This is a genomic window from Iodobacter arcticus (genome assembly GCF_042664895.1).
In the GTDB taxonomy this organism is placed as follows: domain Bacteria; phylum Pseudomonadota; class Gammaproteobacteria; order Burkholderiales; family Chitinibacteraceae; genus Iodobacter; species Iodobacter arcticus.
Map to the genome: position 1 here is coordinate 86,079 of NZ_JBHTBQ010000009.1, position 15,553 is coordinate 101,631.

10 protein-coding genes, 1 pseudogene and 2 riboswitches are annotated in these 15,553 nt (G+C 46.8%); of the genes and pseudogenes, 6 read left to right on the forward strand and 5 right to left on the reverse strand.

Features of this window, described 5'->3' with window-relative positions:
• The first annotated feature begins 11 nt into the window (after positions 1–11).
• The 3 genes from ACFQNF_RS05840 to ACFQNF_RS05850 are packed head-to-tail and all read left to right on the forward strand — an operon-like array spanning position 12 to position 3,515.
• Positions 12–1,244: an ATP-grasp domain-containing protein gene (locus tag ACFQNF_RS05840; protein WP_380186857.1), complete on the forward strand. Its 1,233-nt coding sequence runs from the start codon at positions 12–14 to the stop codon at positions 1,242–1,244.
• Between the two features lie 58 nt (positions 1,245–1,302).
• Complete coding sequence (locus tag ACFQNF_RS05845) at positions 1,303–2,568, forward strand: ATP-grasp domain-containing protein (RefSeq protein WP_380186858.1); 1,266 nt, start codon at positions 1,303–1,305, stop codon at positions 2,566–2,568.
• On the forward strand, positions 2,565–3,515 hold the full coding sequence (locus tag ACFQNF_RS05850; protein WP_380186860.1) for an NAD(P)-dependent oxidoreductase: 951 nt from the start codon (positions 2,565–2,567) through the stop codon (positions 3,513–3,515). Before ACFQNF_RS05845 ends, ACFQNF_RS05850 begins: the two co-directional genes overlap by 4 nt.
• Before the next feature lie 193 nt (positions 3,516–3,708).
• On the opposite strand, the gene gcvP is transcribed toward ACFQNF_RS05850, so the two are convergent.
• The 3 genes from gcvP to gcvT form a co-directional block, all read right to left on the reverse strand.
• Positions 3,709–6,579, reverse strand: coding sequence for an aminomethyl-transferring glycine dehydrogenase (gene gcvP, locus ACFQNF_RS05855; RefSeq protein WP_380186861.1), 2,871 nt, complete (start codon positions 6,577–6,579; stop codon positions 3,709–3,711).
• Positions 6,580–6,804: 225 nt separating this feature from the next.
• Positions 6,805–7,182, reverse strand: a complete 378-nt coding sequence (gcvH, locus tag ACFQNF_RS05860; RefSeq protein ID WP_380186863.1) for a glycine cleavage system protein GcvH — start codon at positions 7,180–7,182, stop codon at positions 6,805–6,807.
• Positions 7,183–7,371: 189 nt separating this feature from the next.
• A complete protein-coding gene (gene gcvT / locus ACFQNF_RS05865; RefSeq protein ID WP_380186865.1) occupies positions 7,372–8,466 on the reverse strand; it encodes a glycine cleavage system aminomethyltransferase GcvT in 1,095 nt (364 codons plus the stop codon).
• Positions 8,467–8,519: 53 nt separating this feature from the next.
• Positions 8,520–8,617, reverse strand: a riboswitch (glycine riboswitch).
• Between the two features lies 1 nt (position 8,618).
• Positions 8,619–8,714: riboswitch (glycine riboswitch) on the reverse strand.
• 348 nt (positions 8,715–9,062) lie between these two features.
• Between gcvT and ACFQNF_RS05870 the strand changes: the two are divergent.
• Positions 9,063–10,241: pseudogene (locus tag ACFQNF_RS05870) on the forward strand (IS3 family transposase).
• A gap of 69 nt (positions 10,242–10,310) precedes the next feature.
• Here ACFQNF_RS05870 and ACFQNF_RS05875 read toward each other — a convergent pair.
• Complete coding sequence (locus ACFQNF_RS05875) at positions 10,311–11,180, reverse strand: LysR family transcriptional regulator (protein WP_380186866.1); 870 nt, start codon at positions 11,178–11,180, stop codon at positions 10,311–10,313.
• Between the two features lie 151 nt (positions 11,181–11,331).
• On the opposite strand from ACFQNF_RS05875, the gene ACFQNF_RS05880 reads away from it, so the two are divergent.
• Together ACFQNF_RS05880 and ACFQNF_RS05885 are read left to right on the forward strand one after the other, a co-directional pair.
• Positions 11,332–12,315, forward strand: coding sequence for a hypothetical protein (locus ACFQNF_RS05880; RefSeq protein WP_380186868.1), 984 nt, complete (start codon positions 11,332–11,334; stop codon positions 12,313–12,315).
• A 202-nt stretch (positions 12,316–12,517) separates the two neighbouring features.
• Positions 12,518–13,285, forward strand: coding sequence for a sulfite exporter TauE/SafE family protein (locus tag ACFQNF_RS05885; protein ID WP_380186870.1), 768 nt, complete (start codon positions 12,518–12,520; stop codon positions 13,283–13,285).
• A 193-nt stretch (positions 13,286–13,478) separates the two neighbouring features.
• Here the strand turns inward: ACFQNF_RS05885 and ACFQNF_RS05890 are convergent, their stop codons facing one another.
• Positions 13,479–15,491, reverse strand: coding sequence for a BCCT family transporter (locus tag ACFQNF_RS05890; protein ID WP_380186872.1), 2,013 nt, complete (start codon positions 15,489–15,491; stop codon positions 13,479–13,481).
• Positions 15,492–15,553 lie beyond the last annotated feature (62 nt).

Here is a 15,553-nt window from a genome sequence, read left to right on the forward strand (position 1 = left end):
AGAGATATCTTATGCGCAAGCAAATATTAGTTATTGATTTTGTTACTCCAAAAAGAAAAAATACACTATTGACGGCAAAAAATTTAGGTTTGTCAATTGCTCTTGCTGCAAAAAGTTTACCTGAAGAAATTGCAGAATATGTTGATCGATTTATTGAAGTAGATACAGAAGATACCAATGCCTTATTAGAGGTTTTGGAGGCTGAACATAAAATTAAAAAATTTGATGGTGTCATCTCATTTTGGGATAGGTATGTTGAGCCTTGTGCACTCATTGCTGAAAAATTAGATTTACCTGGTAATACAGTAGATACAGCGATTAAAACACGCAGTAAATTTATGACTCGTATTTCTTTAGCTGAGCAAGCTGTTCCTCAGCCGCGTTTTCGTATTGTAAAAAGCCTAGACGATTTAATTTCTGCTGCAAAATATATTGGTTTTCCATTTATATTTAAGCCTGTAGGTGCATGCTCCAGCCGTGGTATTTTTAAAGTTGAATCTGGCCATAATTTGGTGGAAATCTATCAGCAGATGTTGGAAGTGAGCAATAATCCTGACGATAAAATGTTTAAGTTTTATGAGGGTGAGTTTTTAGCTGAAGAGTATATGCAAGGGCCAGAATTTAGCGTTGAAGGGGTGGCCAGTTTTGGTGTAATACATATTGCAGGAATTACGGAGAAGTGGACTACTGAAAATAATTTTACTGAAAAGCAGCATCTTTTTCCCGCTAGATTAGAAGAATCACAGCAGGCTGCCATTCTTGATGTTGCAACTCGTGCGCTGACTGCGATTGATTACCGACAAGGTGCTTTTCATGTTGAGTTGATGCTGACTTCTGAGGGGCCAAAAATTGTTGAAATTAATGGCCGTTTAGGAGGAGATTTTATTACGACCCATTTGTTGCCCTTGGCTCAGGGAATAGATATCAGTGCATGTTCATTTTTAGCGGCATTAGGTGAAGAGATTGATTTAAGTAAAAAGCTTGATAATCATGCAACAGTTAAATTTTTAATTGCTGAAACTGAAGGTGTGCTGAGCGCATGGTCAGGATGTGAAGAAGCGTTGGCTGTAAAAGGGGTTCAGGAGTTATTTATTGAACGTAAAGAAGGCGCATCTGTGACTCTTCCTCCGAAAAAATATGGTGAATTTCGTTTAGCGGCTGTGATTGTTCAGGCGGAACGATCGTGTGATGCGCTTGCACAAGCAGATATGGCGATTAATTATTTAGCGCCATCGATCGTTTAATTTAGCCCCTTTGTTTGTCCGGGTCGGATCAATGGATTGCTCACATTAAGTTCTTACTATGAAAAATGAAATTATTCCAAATAGCTTATGTCTGGTGCTTGGCGGGGCTCGTTACGGTGAGTTTGAAACATTATTCAAACAAGGTATTTCTGTTGGTTTGATTCTGGATTCCAATTCAATCAATAGCATTCCTGTTGATCATCAATTTGTGTTAATTGAAAAATTCGATTTTAGAGAATCAAATGAAGCGTTAAGTAGCTTGATAAATACGATATCAAAAAAATGGCACATTGATGCGGTATTAAATACGCGGGAGGCGTATGTACCTCATCACAGAGTGATTGCTCAGGCGCTGGGGCTGCCCTTTATCAGTGAAGAAAGTTTACAGTGCGTGACCAACAAAACAAAAATGCATGAAGCGTTTGTTAGGCATATCGGTGAGTATTCAACTGCATTATTTGAAAAAACACGGCTCCAGAATGAACTGGAGCAAATAGTTGAGAAAATTGGTTTCCCCTTGATTTTAAAGCCAACTAACTTGGCCGCTAGTTTATTTGTTAGTCAGTGCCATCATTTTGAAGAGTTAAACGCTGCTTTTTTAAATATGCAAAGCGGCTTAAGCGCGCATTATCAAAAAATAGGCGTAAGTGATGATGCCGTGCCAGAAATTCAAATCGAGGAATTCTTAGAGGGATCTTTACATTCACAGGATCTAATTATTTCTGAGGATGGCCGTATTTACGCTACTCCAATTGTTGATGTGATAACGGGCAAAGATTTGGGTCTCAATGACTTTCATCATTTTTATCGTGGTTGCCCCACAAAATTGACGGAAGCACAGCAAGAAGTGGCTAATCGTCTTACAAAAAAAGGAGCACAGGCTTTAGGCTTACGTGCGTGTGTTGCTCATACAGAGTTTATTTTCACAGAGCATGGCCCCCGATTATTAGAAATTGCTGCTCGGCCGGGTGCCCATCGTAATCGTGTACTTGAAATGACTTATGATCTGCCGCTTAATGTACTGTATTACCAAAATCAAAAAGGGTGTATAGCTGATTTTACTTTAACAGCGCCGCGTCCTTTTGCAATTGTGACTCCTTTTCCTTTGCTAAAGAAGGAGTTTTTAGGCTTAAAAGATATTGATGCAATTCAAAATCTGAATAGTTATCATCATCATGAATTTAGGGTAAAAATAGGTGACATGATTGGGCCTGCCAGAGAAGGGTTTTATTCTTGTTTTGTTCTGGAGCTGCTGGCTACTTCTCATGAAGCATTATGGGATGATATTCAAGTCATAAAAAATATGGGCGATATTTATAAATGATTAATAAAAGGCCAAAGATTGTTATTTTGGATGATGAGGCTCTGGCCTTTTTTGATACAAGTCGTCGTTTTCAATTAGATCAAATTGGGGATGTTGATCATTATCGCTCTGCTGCCCGCGATCAGGATGAGTTAATCGCCCGGTTAGCAGGGGCAGATGCGCTGATTAATATAAAAAAGAGTTATTTATTTAACTCGGATTTATTTGATGATCTTCCTCAGTTAAAAATAATATCTTATTTTGGGATTGGTATTGATCATTTTAAAATTTCAAAAGAAATCAGCGATCGTGTTTTAATCAAAAATACGCCGGGTGTGAGTGCGGGTGAAGTTGCAGAGCATGCTTTTGCTCTTTTGCTTGGGCTTTCAAAAAAGTTACTTGTTAATGATAGCAATACCCGGCAAGGGATTTGGCTTCAACAGGATAATTTAGGCTTGCAGGGTAAAAAAATAGGCCTGGTTGGCGCAGGAGATACCGCTACTGCGGTGAATCACCTTGCCAAAGCATTTGGCATGGAAACGTGTATGTGGACCAGATGCCCTAGTGCGGACAGAGCTGAAACACTAAGAACTCATTTTGTAGAGTTAGACGTGTTATTTAAAACTTCTGATGTTATTTCTTTGCATTTGCCTTTGTTTCCAAATACACGCGGCATGATTACCCGTGCTTTGTTAAAAAGTATGAAGCCTTCTGCTTTTTTACTGAACTTAGGGCGTGGTGGTTTGTATGAGGAAAAAGATCTTTATCATGCTTTGAAAAATAATTGGATCGCAGGAGCAGGGCTGGATGTGTTTGAAAACGAGCCTTTAAATCAGCACAGCCCATTCTTTGAGTTTGATAATGTATTGCATACGCCGCATATCGCTGATCGCACTCCTGAGTGCTTTGAGCGGGGTATGGATATGGTTACAAATAATATTCTTAATTATTATTTGGTATCAGAATAGATAATATATTTTATATATTGTGAACATTTTATTGCTGATCAGGATGAACTCAAGTGATTGGTGGCAATGGGCACATTTATATATGCGTTGGGGGGCGGCAATGCGTTAAATGCTAAACCAAATAAATTTTATTGATATTTTAAATAAAAAAGGCCATCCCTGCGGATGGCCTTTGCTTCGTGAGTTTAAAAGTTTACTCGTAATCAGACATCGGCAGGCAAGCGCAGAACAGATTGCGATCGCCGTAAACGTTGTCTGCACGGCCAACCGGTGGCCAGTATTTATTACGTTTTACGCTTTCCAGCGGGAATGCAGCTGTGGCGCGCGTGTAGCCGTGCTCCCACGTTTCAGCGGTGAGTACTTCCACGGTGTGCGGCGCGTTGACTAGCGGATTGTCTGCCAGTGTCCATTCGCCGCTTACCACGCGATCGATTTCACTGCGGATGGAGATCATGGCGTCGATAAAGCGATCGAGTTCTATTTTTGATTCGCTTTCGGTAGGTTCCACCATCAGCGTGCCCGGTACCGGGAAGCTCATGGTGGGGGCGTGAAAGCCATAATCCATCAGGCGTTTGGCTACATCTTCATTGCTGATGCCGCTGACGTCTTTTAGTGGGCGCAGGTCCAGAATACATTCGTGCGCAACCAAGCCATCATGGCCGCTGTAAAGCACAGGGTAGAAAGGTGCAAGGCGTTTGGCGATGTAGTTGGCGTTGAGAATTGCTACTTCAGTCGCGCTCTTTAAGCCATCGCTTCCCATCATGGCGATATACATCCATGAGATAGGCAAAATCGCTGCCGAGCCAAAGGGCGCTGCGCTGACTGCGCCAATACCCTGCTCACCACGCACATAGCCGCTGCTTTGCTGATTAGGCAAAAACGGTACTAAGTGTGCTGCTACCGCTACCGGGCCAACACCGGGGCCGCCGCCGCCGTGAGGAATGCAGAATGTTTTGTGCAGGTTTAAGTGGCTAACATCGCCGCCAAACTGGCCAGGCGCGCACAGGCCCACCATGGCATTCATATTTGCGCCGTCGATATACACCTGGCCACCGTGGCCGTGCACGATATCGCACACTTCTTTGACCGATTCTTCAAATACACCGTGCGTGCTTGGGTAGGTGATCATAATTGCGGCAATATTCTGGCTGTGTTTATCGGCCTTGGCGCGTAAATCGGCCAGATCAATATTGCCCGCTTCATCACAAGCCACCACCACCACGGTGAGGCCTGCCATCTGCGCAGAAGCAGGGTTGGTGCCGTGAGCGGAAGCGGGGATGAGCACAATATCGCGGCCGGTATCGTTACGCGATGCGTGGTAAGCCTTGATAATCAACAGACCCGCGTATTCGCCTTGGCTACCGGCGTTGGGCTGCAAGCTGACACCCGCGTAACCCGTTGCCGCGCAGAGCATGGCTTCGAGCTGGGCGATCATTTCGCGATAGCCCTCGGTTTGTGCCGCAGGTGCGAATGGATGAACGCTGGCAAACTCTGGCCAAGTGACCGGCATCATTTCGCTGGCTGCGTTTAGCTTCATGGTGCAAGAGCCAAGCGGAATCATGGTGCGATCAAGGGCTAAGTCTTTATCTGCCAAGCTACGCAGGTAGCGCATCATCTCGGTTTCGGAGTGATAGCGGTTAAAGGTAGGGTGCGTCAGAAAGTCGGACTGGCGTAGCAGCTCGCCTAGCAGGCTACCTGCGATTTCTGCATCGATGGCGTCGACTGCTGGCAGGGTTTTACCTGCTGCAAACACATGCCACAGCGCCGATACATCTTCACGCGTGGTGGTTTCGTCTAGCGATACACCCACGGTGGTCGCGTTAATCACGCGCAAATTAATGCCGTGGTTGTGAGCAAGCGCATGCACGACAGCCGCTTCTTTTACCGAAATCGTCAGCGTATCAAACCAGTTGCTGTTAAGTACTTTAGCGTCGAGCTGGGTCAAGCCCGCAGCCAAAATGCTGGTCAGGCGGTGCACGCGGTGAGCGATGCGTTTTAAGCCACTTGGGCCGTGGTAAACGGCGTACATGCTGGCCATCACGGCGAGCAATACTTGGGCGGTACAGATATTGGATGTGGCTTTTTCGCGGCGGATATGTTGCTCGCGGGTTTGAAGGGCAAGGCGGTAAGCGCTTTTGCCCTGCGCATCAATGGTAATGCCAACCAAACGGCCCGGCATAGAGCGCTTGAATTCATCACGAGTAGCCAAAAAGCCAGCGTGCGGGCCACCAAAGCCGAGCGGTACACCAAAGCGTTGGCTATTGCCGACCACTACGTCTGCACCCCATTCGCCGGGCGCGGCCAGCAGGGTGAGCGCCAGTAAATCAGCAGCTACAACGACTAAAGTGCCCTTGGCGTGTAAATCAGCGACCAGAGCACGATAATCCGGTACATCGCCGTTTACGCCAGGGTATTGCAGCAGTACACCAAAACCGTCACCCGCTTCGCCAAGACCGGTGCGCACTTCAATGCCCAGTGGCGCTGCACGGGTTGCAATCACTTCGCGGGTTTGTGGCAGCACATCGGCGGCTACATAGAAAATGGTCGATTTGCTTTTGCTCATTCTCAGCAAGAGTGTCATCGCTTCGGCAGCGGCAGTGCTTTCATCCAGCATCGACGCATTGGCAATCGCCATGCCGGTCATATCGGTAATCATTTGCTGGAAGTTAATAATCGCTTCCAGACGGCCTTGGCTGATTTCTGGCTGGTATGGCGTGTAAGCCGTGTACCAAGCTGGATTTTCCAAGATATTGCGCAAAATCACGCTCGGAGTATGGGTGCCGTAATAGCCCTGACCAATCATGCTCTTTTTGAGCACATTCTTGCCTGCAATGGCTTTTAGCGTGGCTAAAGCCTCGGCTTCGCTTTTCGCCTGAGTGAATTCACCCAGCGGCAAAGCATCCTGACGGTGAATGGCGGCAGGAACGATATTTTTAATCAGATCGGCGCGTGTAGCGTAGCCAAGCAGGGCCAGCATAGCGGCTTCTTCCGCAGCATTAGGGCCGATATGGCGAGCCACAAAAGCGGCGTGATCTTCAAGATGGCTAAGAGATGCAGTGGTCATGGCGGCAACCGTAAGTGTACGTGGGGCAGGTCAAAAAGATAAGCCAAAAAGATCTGTAGACACAGAGAACGCAGAGAAGAACAAAAGCGAGAACAAGGAGGAAGACCTAGCCATAACAGCGCTGTAAGCGATAACTTGCTGTTAATTAGGTTTTACCTTAAAGGTTTTCTCCGTGTGCTCTGTGTTCTTCCCGATCTCTGTGTCTACAGACGTTTTTATGTTTTATTAGCTGATGGCTTTTTCGTAATCGGCGGCGCTCAGCATGGCATCGAGGTCGGCTGCGTTGTCTGGGGTGATTTTGAATAACCATGCGCCGTAAGCGTCGGTGTTGACTTGTTCTGGAGCATTGGTCAAGTCGTCATTGCTTTCCAGAATCACACCCGCCAATGGCGCGTAGATATCGCTAGCAGCTTTAACCGACTCAACCACACCACAAGCGTCATCTTTGGCATAACGTGTGCCAGCTGCTGGCAATTCTAAAAACACGATATCGCCCAGCGCTTCTTGCGCGTGGTTGGTAATACCGATGGTGATGCTGCCATCTTCTTCAAGACGAAGCCATTCGTGCGTGTCAGTGAATTTCAAATTTGCAGGGATAGACATAAAAGTGCTCCGGTATGGGGTGTGTTGTTGTGTGCTGTGTAAGGTCAAAAAGTTCTGTAGACACAGAGAAAAAATGAGAACACAGAGTACACAGAGAAAACCGATTAAGTAAAAGCTTAAACGGTGTGTTTTCTCTCCGTTCTCGTTTTGTTTTTCTCTGTGTTCTCTGTGCCTACAGATCTTAGGTTTTTATGAAAGCTGTGATTTACCGTTGCGTACAAAAGGCATTTTTACCACGCGGGCGGCTAGTTTTTTGTCTCGGATCGCTACGTGTACGGTGTCGCCGATCGCAACGCCTAGCGGTAAACGTGCCATCGCAATGGATTGTTGCAGGCTAGGGGAGAACGTGCCGCTGGTGATTTCACCAGTCCCGTGTTCGGTGTGCACCACTTGATGGCCGCGCAGTACACCGCCTTTATCTAGCAGCAATAAGCCTAGGAATTGTTGGGTCTGGCCTTGAGCCAGCAGGGCTTCTTTACCGACGAAATCGCGCTCGGAAACCAGATCAATCGTCCAGGCCAGTGCCGCATTCAGCGGGTTCACTGTTTCGTCCATATCTTGGCCGTATAAATTCATACCGGCTTCTAGGCGTAGCGTGTCGCGTGCGCCAAGGCCACATGGGCGAACGCCAGCGGAGATCAGTTGATTCCAGAAATTTTCAATTTGCGTAGCAGGCAGTACCACTTCAAAGCCGTCTTCGCCGGTGTAGCCCGTGCGGGCGATCATGATGTCGCCAATTTGCACAGCATTAAAAGGCTTGAGGTCTGAGCTGGCGGCTTGGGTTTCTGGCAAAACTTGCCAAACTTTAGCGCGGGCATTGGGGCCTTGTACGGCCAAAATAGCTAAATCATTGCGGGAGGTAATGGTGAGGCCGGTATTCCATTCGGTATTAAGCTGCTGCATCCATGCGATATCTTTGTCAGCCGTGCCCGCGTTAACCACAAGGCGGAAGTAATCTTCGGCAAAGAAATAAACGATTAAATCGTCGATGACGGTAGCTTGTGGGTTGAGCAAGCAAGAATAGAGCGCTTTGCCGGAAACTTTAAGCTTGGCCACATTATTGGCGATGGCGCGGGTCAGGAAGGCGCGAACTTGTTCACCCTTGATATCCACCACACGCATATGGCTCACATCAAACATGCCGGCATCGGTGCGAACGGCGTGATGTTCTTCGATTTGCGAGCCGTAGTTTACGGGCATGTCCCAGCCGCCAAAATCGACCATACGGGCGTTGGCAATACGATGGGCAGCATTGAGTGGGGTAGTGTGGAGTTGGGCGGACATGGCGCTCTCGGGCATAGCGCTGCAAGCCGATTAGGCTTCTTATATGCAGCGGCCCCTCTGTCCTTGGTACCTGAGAGATTCCAAAACGGTTCATGACGATCCGTTTTGTTAGCCCCTTCGGTGGGCGTTGTGCACGCCACTCTCCAGAGTGTTGATGCCAAAGAGTCCTTTTGCCTGAGCGTTCGCGGGCGTTGCGCCTTCGGCGGCACCAAGGGTTTTCCCTAGGTACTCTCTCCTCTTTAGTGGTCGAAATTTAACCACTTAGGCGCCGCTTGTCAATTTTTACATGTACAAACTGATGTGCACATTACTTATGATTTTGGGGTATTTAAACGCCATAAAGCCCCGCTCAAATATGAGCGAGGCTTTCTTTGGGCTAAAGGGGGGGGGGGCCAGGCGCGCTATTCAGCAAATTAACTGTGGTCTGTCCCCAATGCTGTTCCCCAATGCTGTTCAATGGATAATTGCTTTTTTTCTTAATGATAAAGTATGACGAGCAGAGTTGCACATTTGGAAGATTCGATTCGATTCGATGAGGTAGTCTGAATTCCGTAGACACGCTTGTTTGGTAAACTTTGAACCAACAGGAGTGAGAAATGAGCAAAAGAATAACGCAAAGCCATACGCTGGAATTTCGGGCGGAAGCGATCAAGCTGGTGTTTGAGCAAGGGTTTTCAGTGGCCGAGGCCGCAGCACGTTTGAGTATGAAGCAGAGCACGCTGGCGTATTGAGTCACACAAGCCCGCAAAGTAGTCAAAACCCCTTCTACACCGACCGTGATACCCAGTGCCGCTGACCTGATGGCCGAGGTTTGGCAATTACGCAAAGAGCTGGCCGAAGCCCGAATAGAGCGCGATATCTTAAAAAAAAGCGACAGCGTACTTTGCCAGGGAGTCACTGCCCGGTACGTGTTCGTGAAGCAATGGCAATCTCAATATCCAGTCAAGTTGTTGTGCCAGACTTTGGCGGTATCTCGCGGTGGTTTTTACGCCTGGCAGAAGCGACCACCTTGCCGCCGTTCGCTAGAGAATGAGCGTTTACGGGTAGAGATTCGGGCCGCACACAATAAGACTCGACGGACTTATAGCACCAAGCGTTTGCAGGATGAACTAGCAGAAGAAGGCATTAAGGCGGGTCGTGACCGGATCGCCCGGCTGCGGCGTGAAGAAGGCATTCGTTGCATCCAAAAGCGTAAATTCAAAGCTACGACGAACTCAAACCATGCTCTGCCGGTTGCAGATAACTTGCTAAATCAGGAATTTAAACCCACTGAGCCGAATCAAGTCTGGGTGAGTGACATCACCTATATCCCGACGGGTGAAGGCTGGCTGTATTTGGCAGGTATCAAGGATGTCTTTACCTGCGAGATTGTCGGCTATGCCATGGGATCACGTATGACTCAGGAATTAGTCGGCCAAGCGCTGTAGAAAGCCGTGAAATGGAAGCGGCCGCAAGCCGGCTTAATCCTGCACTCAGATCGGGGTAGCCAGTATTGTTCGCATAGCTATCGGAAGCTGATTGAGCAGTTTGGTTTGCAGGCATCGATGTCGCGGCGTGGGAACTGCTACGGCAATGCGCCGATGGAAAGCTTTTGGAATAGTTTGAAAAATGAGTTGGTGCACCATCACAGTTACGGCAGCCGGTTTGAGGCAGAAGTATCGATTCGAGAATACATCGAAATTTTTTACAATCACCAGCGGCGCCACACACGCTTGGGTAATCTATCTCCGGTCGCGTTTGCACAAAAGATCAGCAGGCAAGCGGTTGGAATTTGAGTGAGGCGTGTCTACGGTTGTCAGGACAGGTCAGTCCCCTATTGTTGTCGCTATTGTTTCACCTATTGTCTAGACATCTTTGAACTCATTTTTCAGTAGCTCTGAAAATTTATCTTTTGCACGATGAAACCCTGTATGTCTGTTCCAGATAAAGTAATTCTGTATCGGCATCAAGCCACTGAATGAGTATCCACTTATACTGCCAATCCTTCTGAACTGCTCAAATACTCCTTTGGGCACCAAAGAAACTCCTGCGCCAGAACTAACGCACCCAAGAATGGTGCCATAACTTGCTATGTTAGTTATTGGAGTAGGTATTTGATGTTCGTTTAGCCAACCTTCAAGGGATTTCCTGTAGGGGCACCCTTCTGGCCACATAAATATATTTTTTCCGATCAAGTCTTGCGGAGTGCTTATTTCGCCCATCGCTGGCGAGGCAATTAACACAAGCTCCTCTTTATATATTTCCATGCGCTCAATGTCTGGGCACTCATCTTTGACCGCAATGATTGCACAATCTAGTTTATGCGCAACAACGTCACTTAACAATTGCGACCAGATCCCAGTACTGAACTCCATTTTTACCGAGGGATAACTCTGATGATATCTGGATAAAATACTAGGCAGTCTGCCGGTCGCAGAAGACTCTATTGCACCAATCTTCAGTAATCCAGAGGGTTCTGACTCAGAATCGAGAGCTCTACGAGCCTCTTGGCACAAAGACAAAATTTTATTTGTGTAGCTTAGAAATAACAATCCCGAAGGGCTAATTACAAGCCCTCTACCCTTTCTAATAAACAAGGGTGCTCCAAGCTCTTTTTCTAAAAGCTTAATTCTGTTCGTAATGTTTGACGGAACGCAGTGCAGTAATTTAGACGCCTGAATGATGCTTCCTTGCTCGGCAACCACTTTAAACATCGTTAATTGGGAAAGCTCCATCTTAATTGATCACTAAAAATGAATGATTAAGTCATTATAAGTTACTTGTTGCTAAGCTTTCAAGCCAATAGCATTAGCGTATCTGGTCCTATGTAAAAAATTTTACTGGGGTTAACCAAATAAACCCTAGTGGATAAAAAAAGGCGAAATTATGAACTCAGCATCATTGCAAAGTCGTTTTGAGGTTATTGAAAACAATAAGTCAATGCAAAAATTCGGTGAAACTTTCATTGAGGCATTATCCAAGCATCTAGGAGGTTTGAAAATACCAGGCAGGGCTATCCTCGAAAGCCTCCAGAGGGAGCCTCTTTCCGTACAAGTTGAGCAGGTAGTTGAAATTAAAAATGCCATGGAAGAGGTGCTGTGCCATTCAGTCACTCAAGAAGCTCAGTCCTGGGCTGAAAACGCATTCAATGCACTTTTGAAAAAAGACAAAGCTGATGCCGGTGTTTTGAAGTTCTTTAATGGATGGAATGAAACCCATAAAACAACGAGCTTAGTTTCCGCAAAAATCATCATGCGTCTGTCTGCAGACGCACTATCTGTGCCTGCCGAAAACCAAGGGGGCTATCATAAAGTTATGGCTCACATGCATGAGGTTGCGAAAGATGATTTTGGCCTAGGGCATAAGGGACATGATGGCATGTACAGCTATCTGACAGCGGCCTTTGAGGCGCCAGGCTGGGTAGAGGCCCAATATAAGGTTAATGAATGTAACGAGTTTTCTGAATTCCTCTACAAAACAGGCGTGGCGGAATATAAGTCACCTATGAACTCCCTTGAGCACAAACAATCCATTATGGATGCCATGATGGTCTCCATCGCCTCCGAACTTTGGAATGGAAGAGAATATAACTTCATAGCTCAATACATTGAAGAAAAACTTCTGTCTATAAATCCAATGTTGGCTAGCAACCCTCAGAACTTACGCAATGCAAAAGGATACGTTTTGGGCCATGCTGGAGAGGTAGAAAACAAACATGGCTTGCATGCATTAGCCGCTGCACAGGCTTACGGTCGAACGGTCGACCTGACATTTCAAATAGATCGACTGAAAGAAATAATGCTTGATTACAACAGCCGCGTTGGAAAAGCTTTTGACTCTTTGCATGCAGCTTTGATGTCGAATAACTAACCCGTCCGCAACTTTTATTCTGGAAGCTCCGCATCAAAAGTGAAGGTTGCTCTCTCCGGATGAGACAGTCACCATCGTGCCAAGGGAAACCTCGATGGATACCGCACTAAATTGACTGCAGAATTCAGGGCATCACAGACCTCATATCGAAAGGAAATCATAATGCTCAGTCAAAAACTCAAATCCGTACCGGATATTTTATATGGATTTTGAAAGTACTTTAGCTGCATTGGGTTTTTTTGCTTTCTGTGGTGGGCTGATTGATGCAGCTGTTGGCGGCGGGGGGCTTGTACAGGTGCCGGCACTCTTACACGCTCTGCCCCAACACAGTTTGGCAACGGTTTTTGGAACTAATAAGTTAGCTGTATTAGCAGGTAACTTTTCTTCAATATTCACTTATCTAAAAAGAATAAAAATCATATGGAAGCTCATGCTTCCAACGATGTTTTCAGCATTTATATTCGCTTTCCTTGGAGCTCTCTCTGTTTCCTTAATTCCCAAACGACTTATGGAATATGTTGTTTTTGTAATTTTGATCGTCATGGCTAGCTATACATTTATTAAAAAAGATTTGGGACGATTTAGTACTAACATACGCTGCGGAAAAAAAGAGATTTTTCTGGGGGTGTTTTTTGGAGGTTTAATTGGTTTCTATGATGGGGTATTTGGGCCAGGCAGTGGTAGCTTACTACTTTTTATTTTTGTCAGATTTTTTGGATTCGACTTCCTGAACGCTTCAGCTTCAGCAAAGCTGGTTAACTTAGGAACATTTAGCGCCGCGCTGTTGTTTTTTATCCCATCCGGCAATGTTTTATGGGAAATAGGTGGTGTGGTTGCTATATGCAATATCGCGGGCTCTCTCACGGGTGTTTTTTTGGCCTTACGCTATGGAAGTGGTTTTATTCGAATATTCTTTTTAATTTTACTTTTGTTCCTTATAGGTAGGATGGGGATGTCGATATTCTTATAGCTCATAGCTGCTGTATCAATCAATTTATCCTCTCCGGCCCGATTTAGAAAACAATAGGTACACACTCCACTGATCAAGCACGATACCGCCTAATTTAATTACGCGACTTATATAGTCTGTTTAAATGGTGGATTCAAAAATAAATTAGCATGAAATACCGCCGCATTCCGAGTGTAATGCGGCGGTAATCATTTTAAGTATGCCCAGGTGCAGAATTCAGCAGATGCGTATCTTGATTTTGCACCAAGCTTAAATAACGCTCGTATTGCTTGAGCACATCGGCAATCAGCTCTTGCTGGATCAGATATTGCACATCGTAGCCTTGGCGGCCGTCTTCAAAGAAGGTGATGGGCACATAGTGATGCGGCCTGCTCGACATCGGTAACGATGCGTCACGTAGGGCAAAAGTAGCCACTGGCTGTTTTAAAGGTCGCACACCGTAAACAAAGTCACGCAGATTCGCTTGGGGAACAATCAAGGAAACCGCGCCATCGTCCCCGTGTAATACCGAGGCACTCAGACCTTGCTTTTGTAGCTCGGTGGCGACTTCATTCAGCGCAGGCTCAACACTTTTGGTGATGAATTTTTCGACATCACTCAGGCGGGGCTCATGCAGAATTTGTGCAAGGCGGGTTCGCCAGTGTTGGCCTGTCCAGAAGGTGGTGCCAGGTGAGAATTTCTGCGAGAAGTGCTGCCTATCTGCCGCTAAGCCTTTACACAGGCTAAAACAGAGTAGCAGCATAATCACCGTGAACGGCAGGGCGGCAATCAAGGTGACGGCTTGCAGTGCTTTTAAACCACCGGTAGTCAGTAAAATCGCAGCAGTTACACCGAGTAGGCCAGCCCAAAACAGGCTTTGCCAAGCAGGCGATTTTTCTGCGCCACGGGTGGCGATGGTGTTAAGCACAAAAGAGCCCGAATCGGCCGAGGTGACAAAAAACACGGCAATCAGCAGGATGGTGATTGATGAAGTGACTTTTACCAGTGGCAGGTATTCAAAGAATTTGAATAGCAGCGCATCCACATTGCCCGCGGTTTGCGATAGCGCACCGGCAGCGGTATGCATATCCAGCCAGATGGCGGTATTGCCAAAAATCGTCATCCATATCAAGTTAAACAGCGCAGGAATCAGCATCACGCCGATGATGAATTCACGTAAGGTACGGCCACGGGAAATTCGCGCAATAAACATCCCTACGAAGGGCGACCAAGAAATCCACCATGCCCAGTAAAGCAGCGTCCAGCCACTAAACCAGCCTTCTTTTTGTGTAGGCTCGTAGGTATAAGAGCGGAAAGTTAGCTCGACGAGGCTAGAGAAATAATGGCCGATATTGTCGCCAAATGCGCCAAGTAAAAACAGCGTTGGCCCGGCAAATAGCACAAATAGCATCAGAATAATGGCGAGGCTTAAATTAAGCTCGCTCAGGCGGCGCACGCCTTTATCCAAGCCCGATGCAGCCGACCAGCCCGCAAGGCCAATCACCACAGCAATCAGGCCGTACTGAAATTGCAGATTAGAAGTATCCCAGCCGGTAAGCGAATGCAGACCGGCGCTGATTTGCAAAATGCCATAGCCCAGCGTGGTGGCAATCCCGAAAATAGTGCCGCAAAGCGCAAATACATCGACGGCATGGCCGATTGGGCCATTAATTTTGTCGCGTAAAATTGGGTAGAGGCCGGAGCGAATGGTCAGCGGCAGATTGTAGCGAAAGCCAAAGTAGGCCAGCACAAGGCCAACAAGGCAGTAAATCGCCCACGCATGAAAGCCCCAGTGAAAAAACGTCATGGTCATGGCTTCACGGGCGGCAGCCATGGTGCTGCCTTGGGCCAGTGGCGGCGATAAATAATGCTGCATCGGCTCGCCCACGCCGAAATACATCAAACCAATACCCATGCCAGCGGCAAATAGCATGGCCACCCAAGAGGTAAAGTTGTATTCGGGTTTGGCATCGTCCGGCCCTAGGCGAATATTGCCGTAAGGGCTGCAAGCGATGGCGACGAGGGTGATGACAAAAACAGCCACAGAAAGAATATAAAACCAGCTGAAGTTTTGCGTGATCCAAACTTGCCCATGCGAGAAAAGTTGTTCAGCGGCCTGTGGGTTAAGTGTGCAAATGGCGAGCAAAATGCCAATTAAAATCATGCTGGGTAAAAACACTGGCATGCTTAAGGTGTGATGAAAGCGGGGTTGGGGACTTGTATTCATGAATCTCCTTGTAGTGGCCAAAAAACGAGGCCGTTTGGGGATAAAAAGCAGAATTCAGTTTT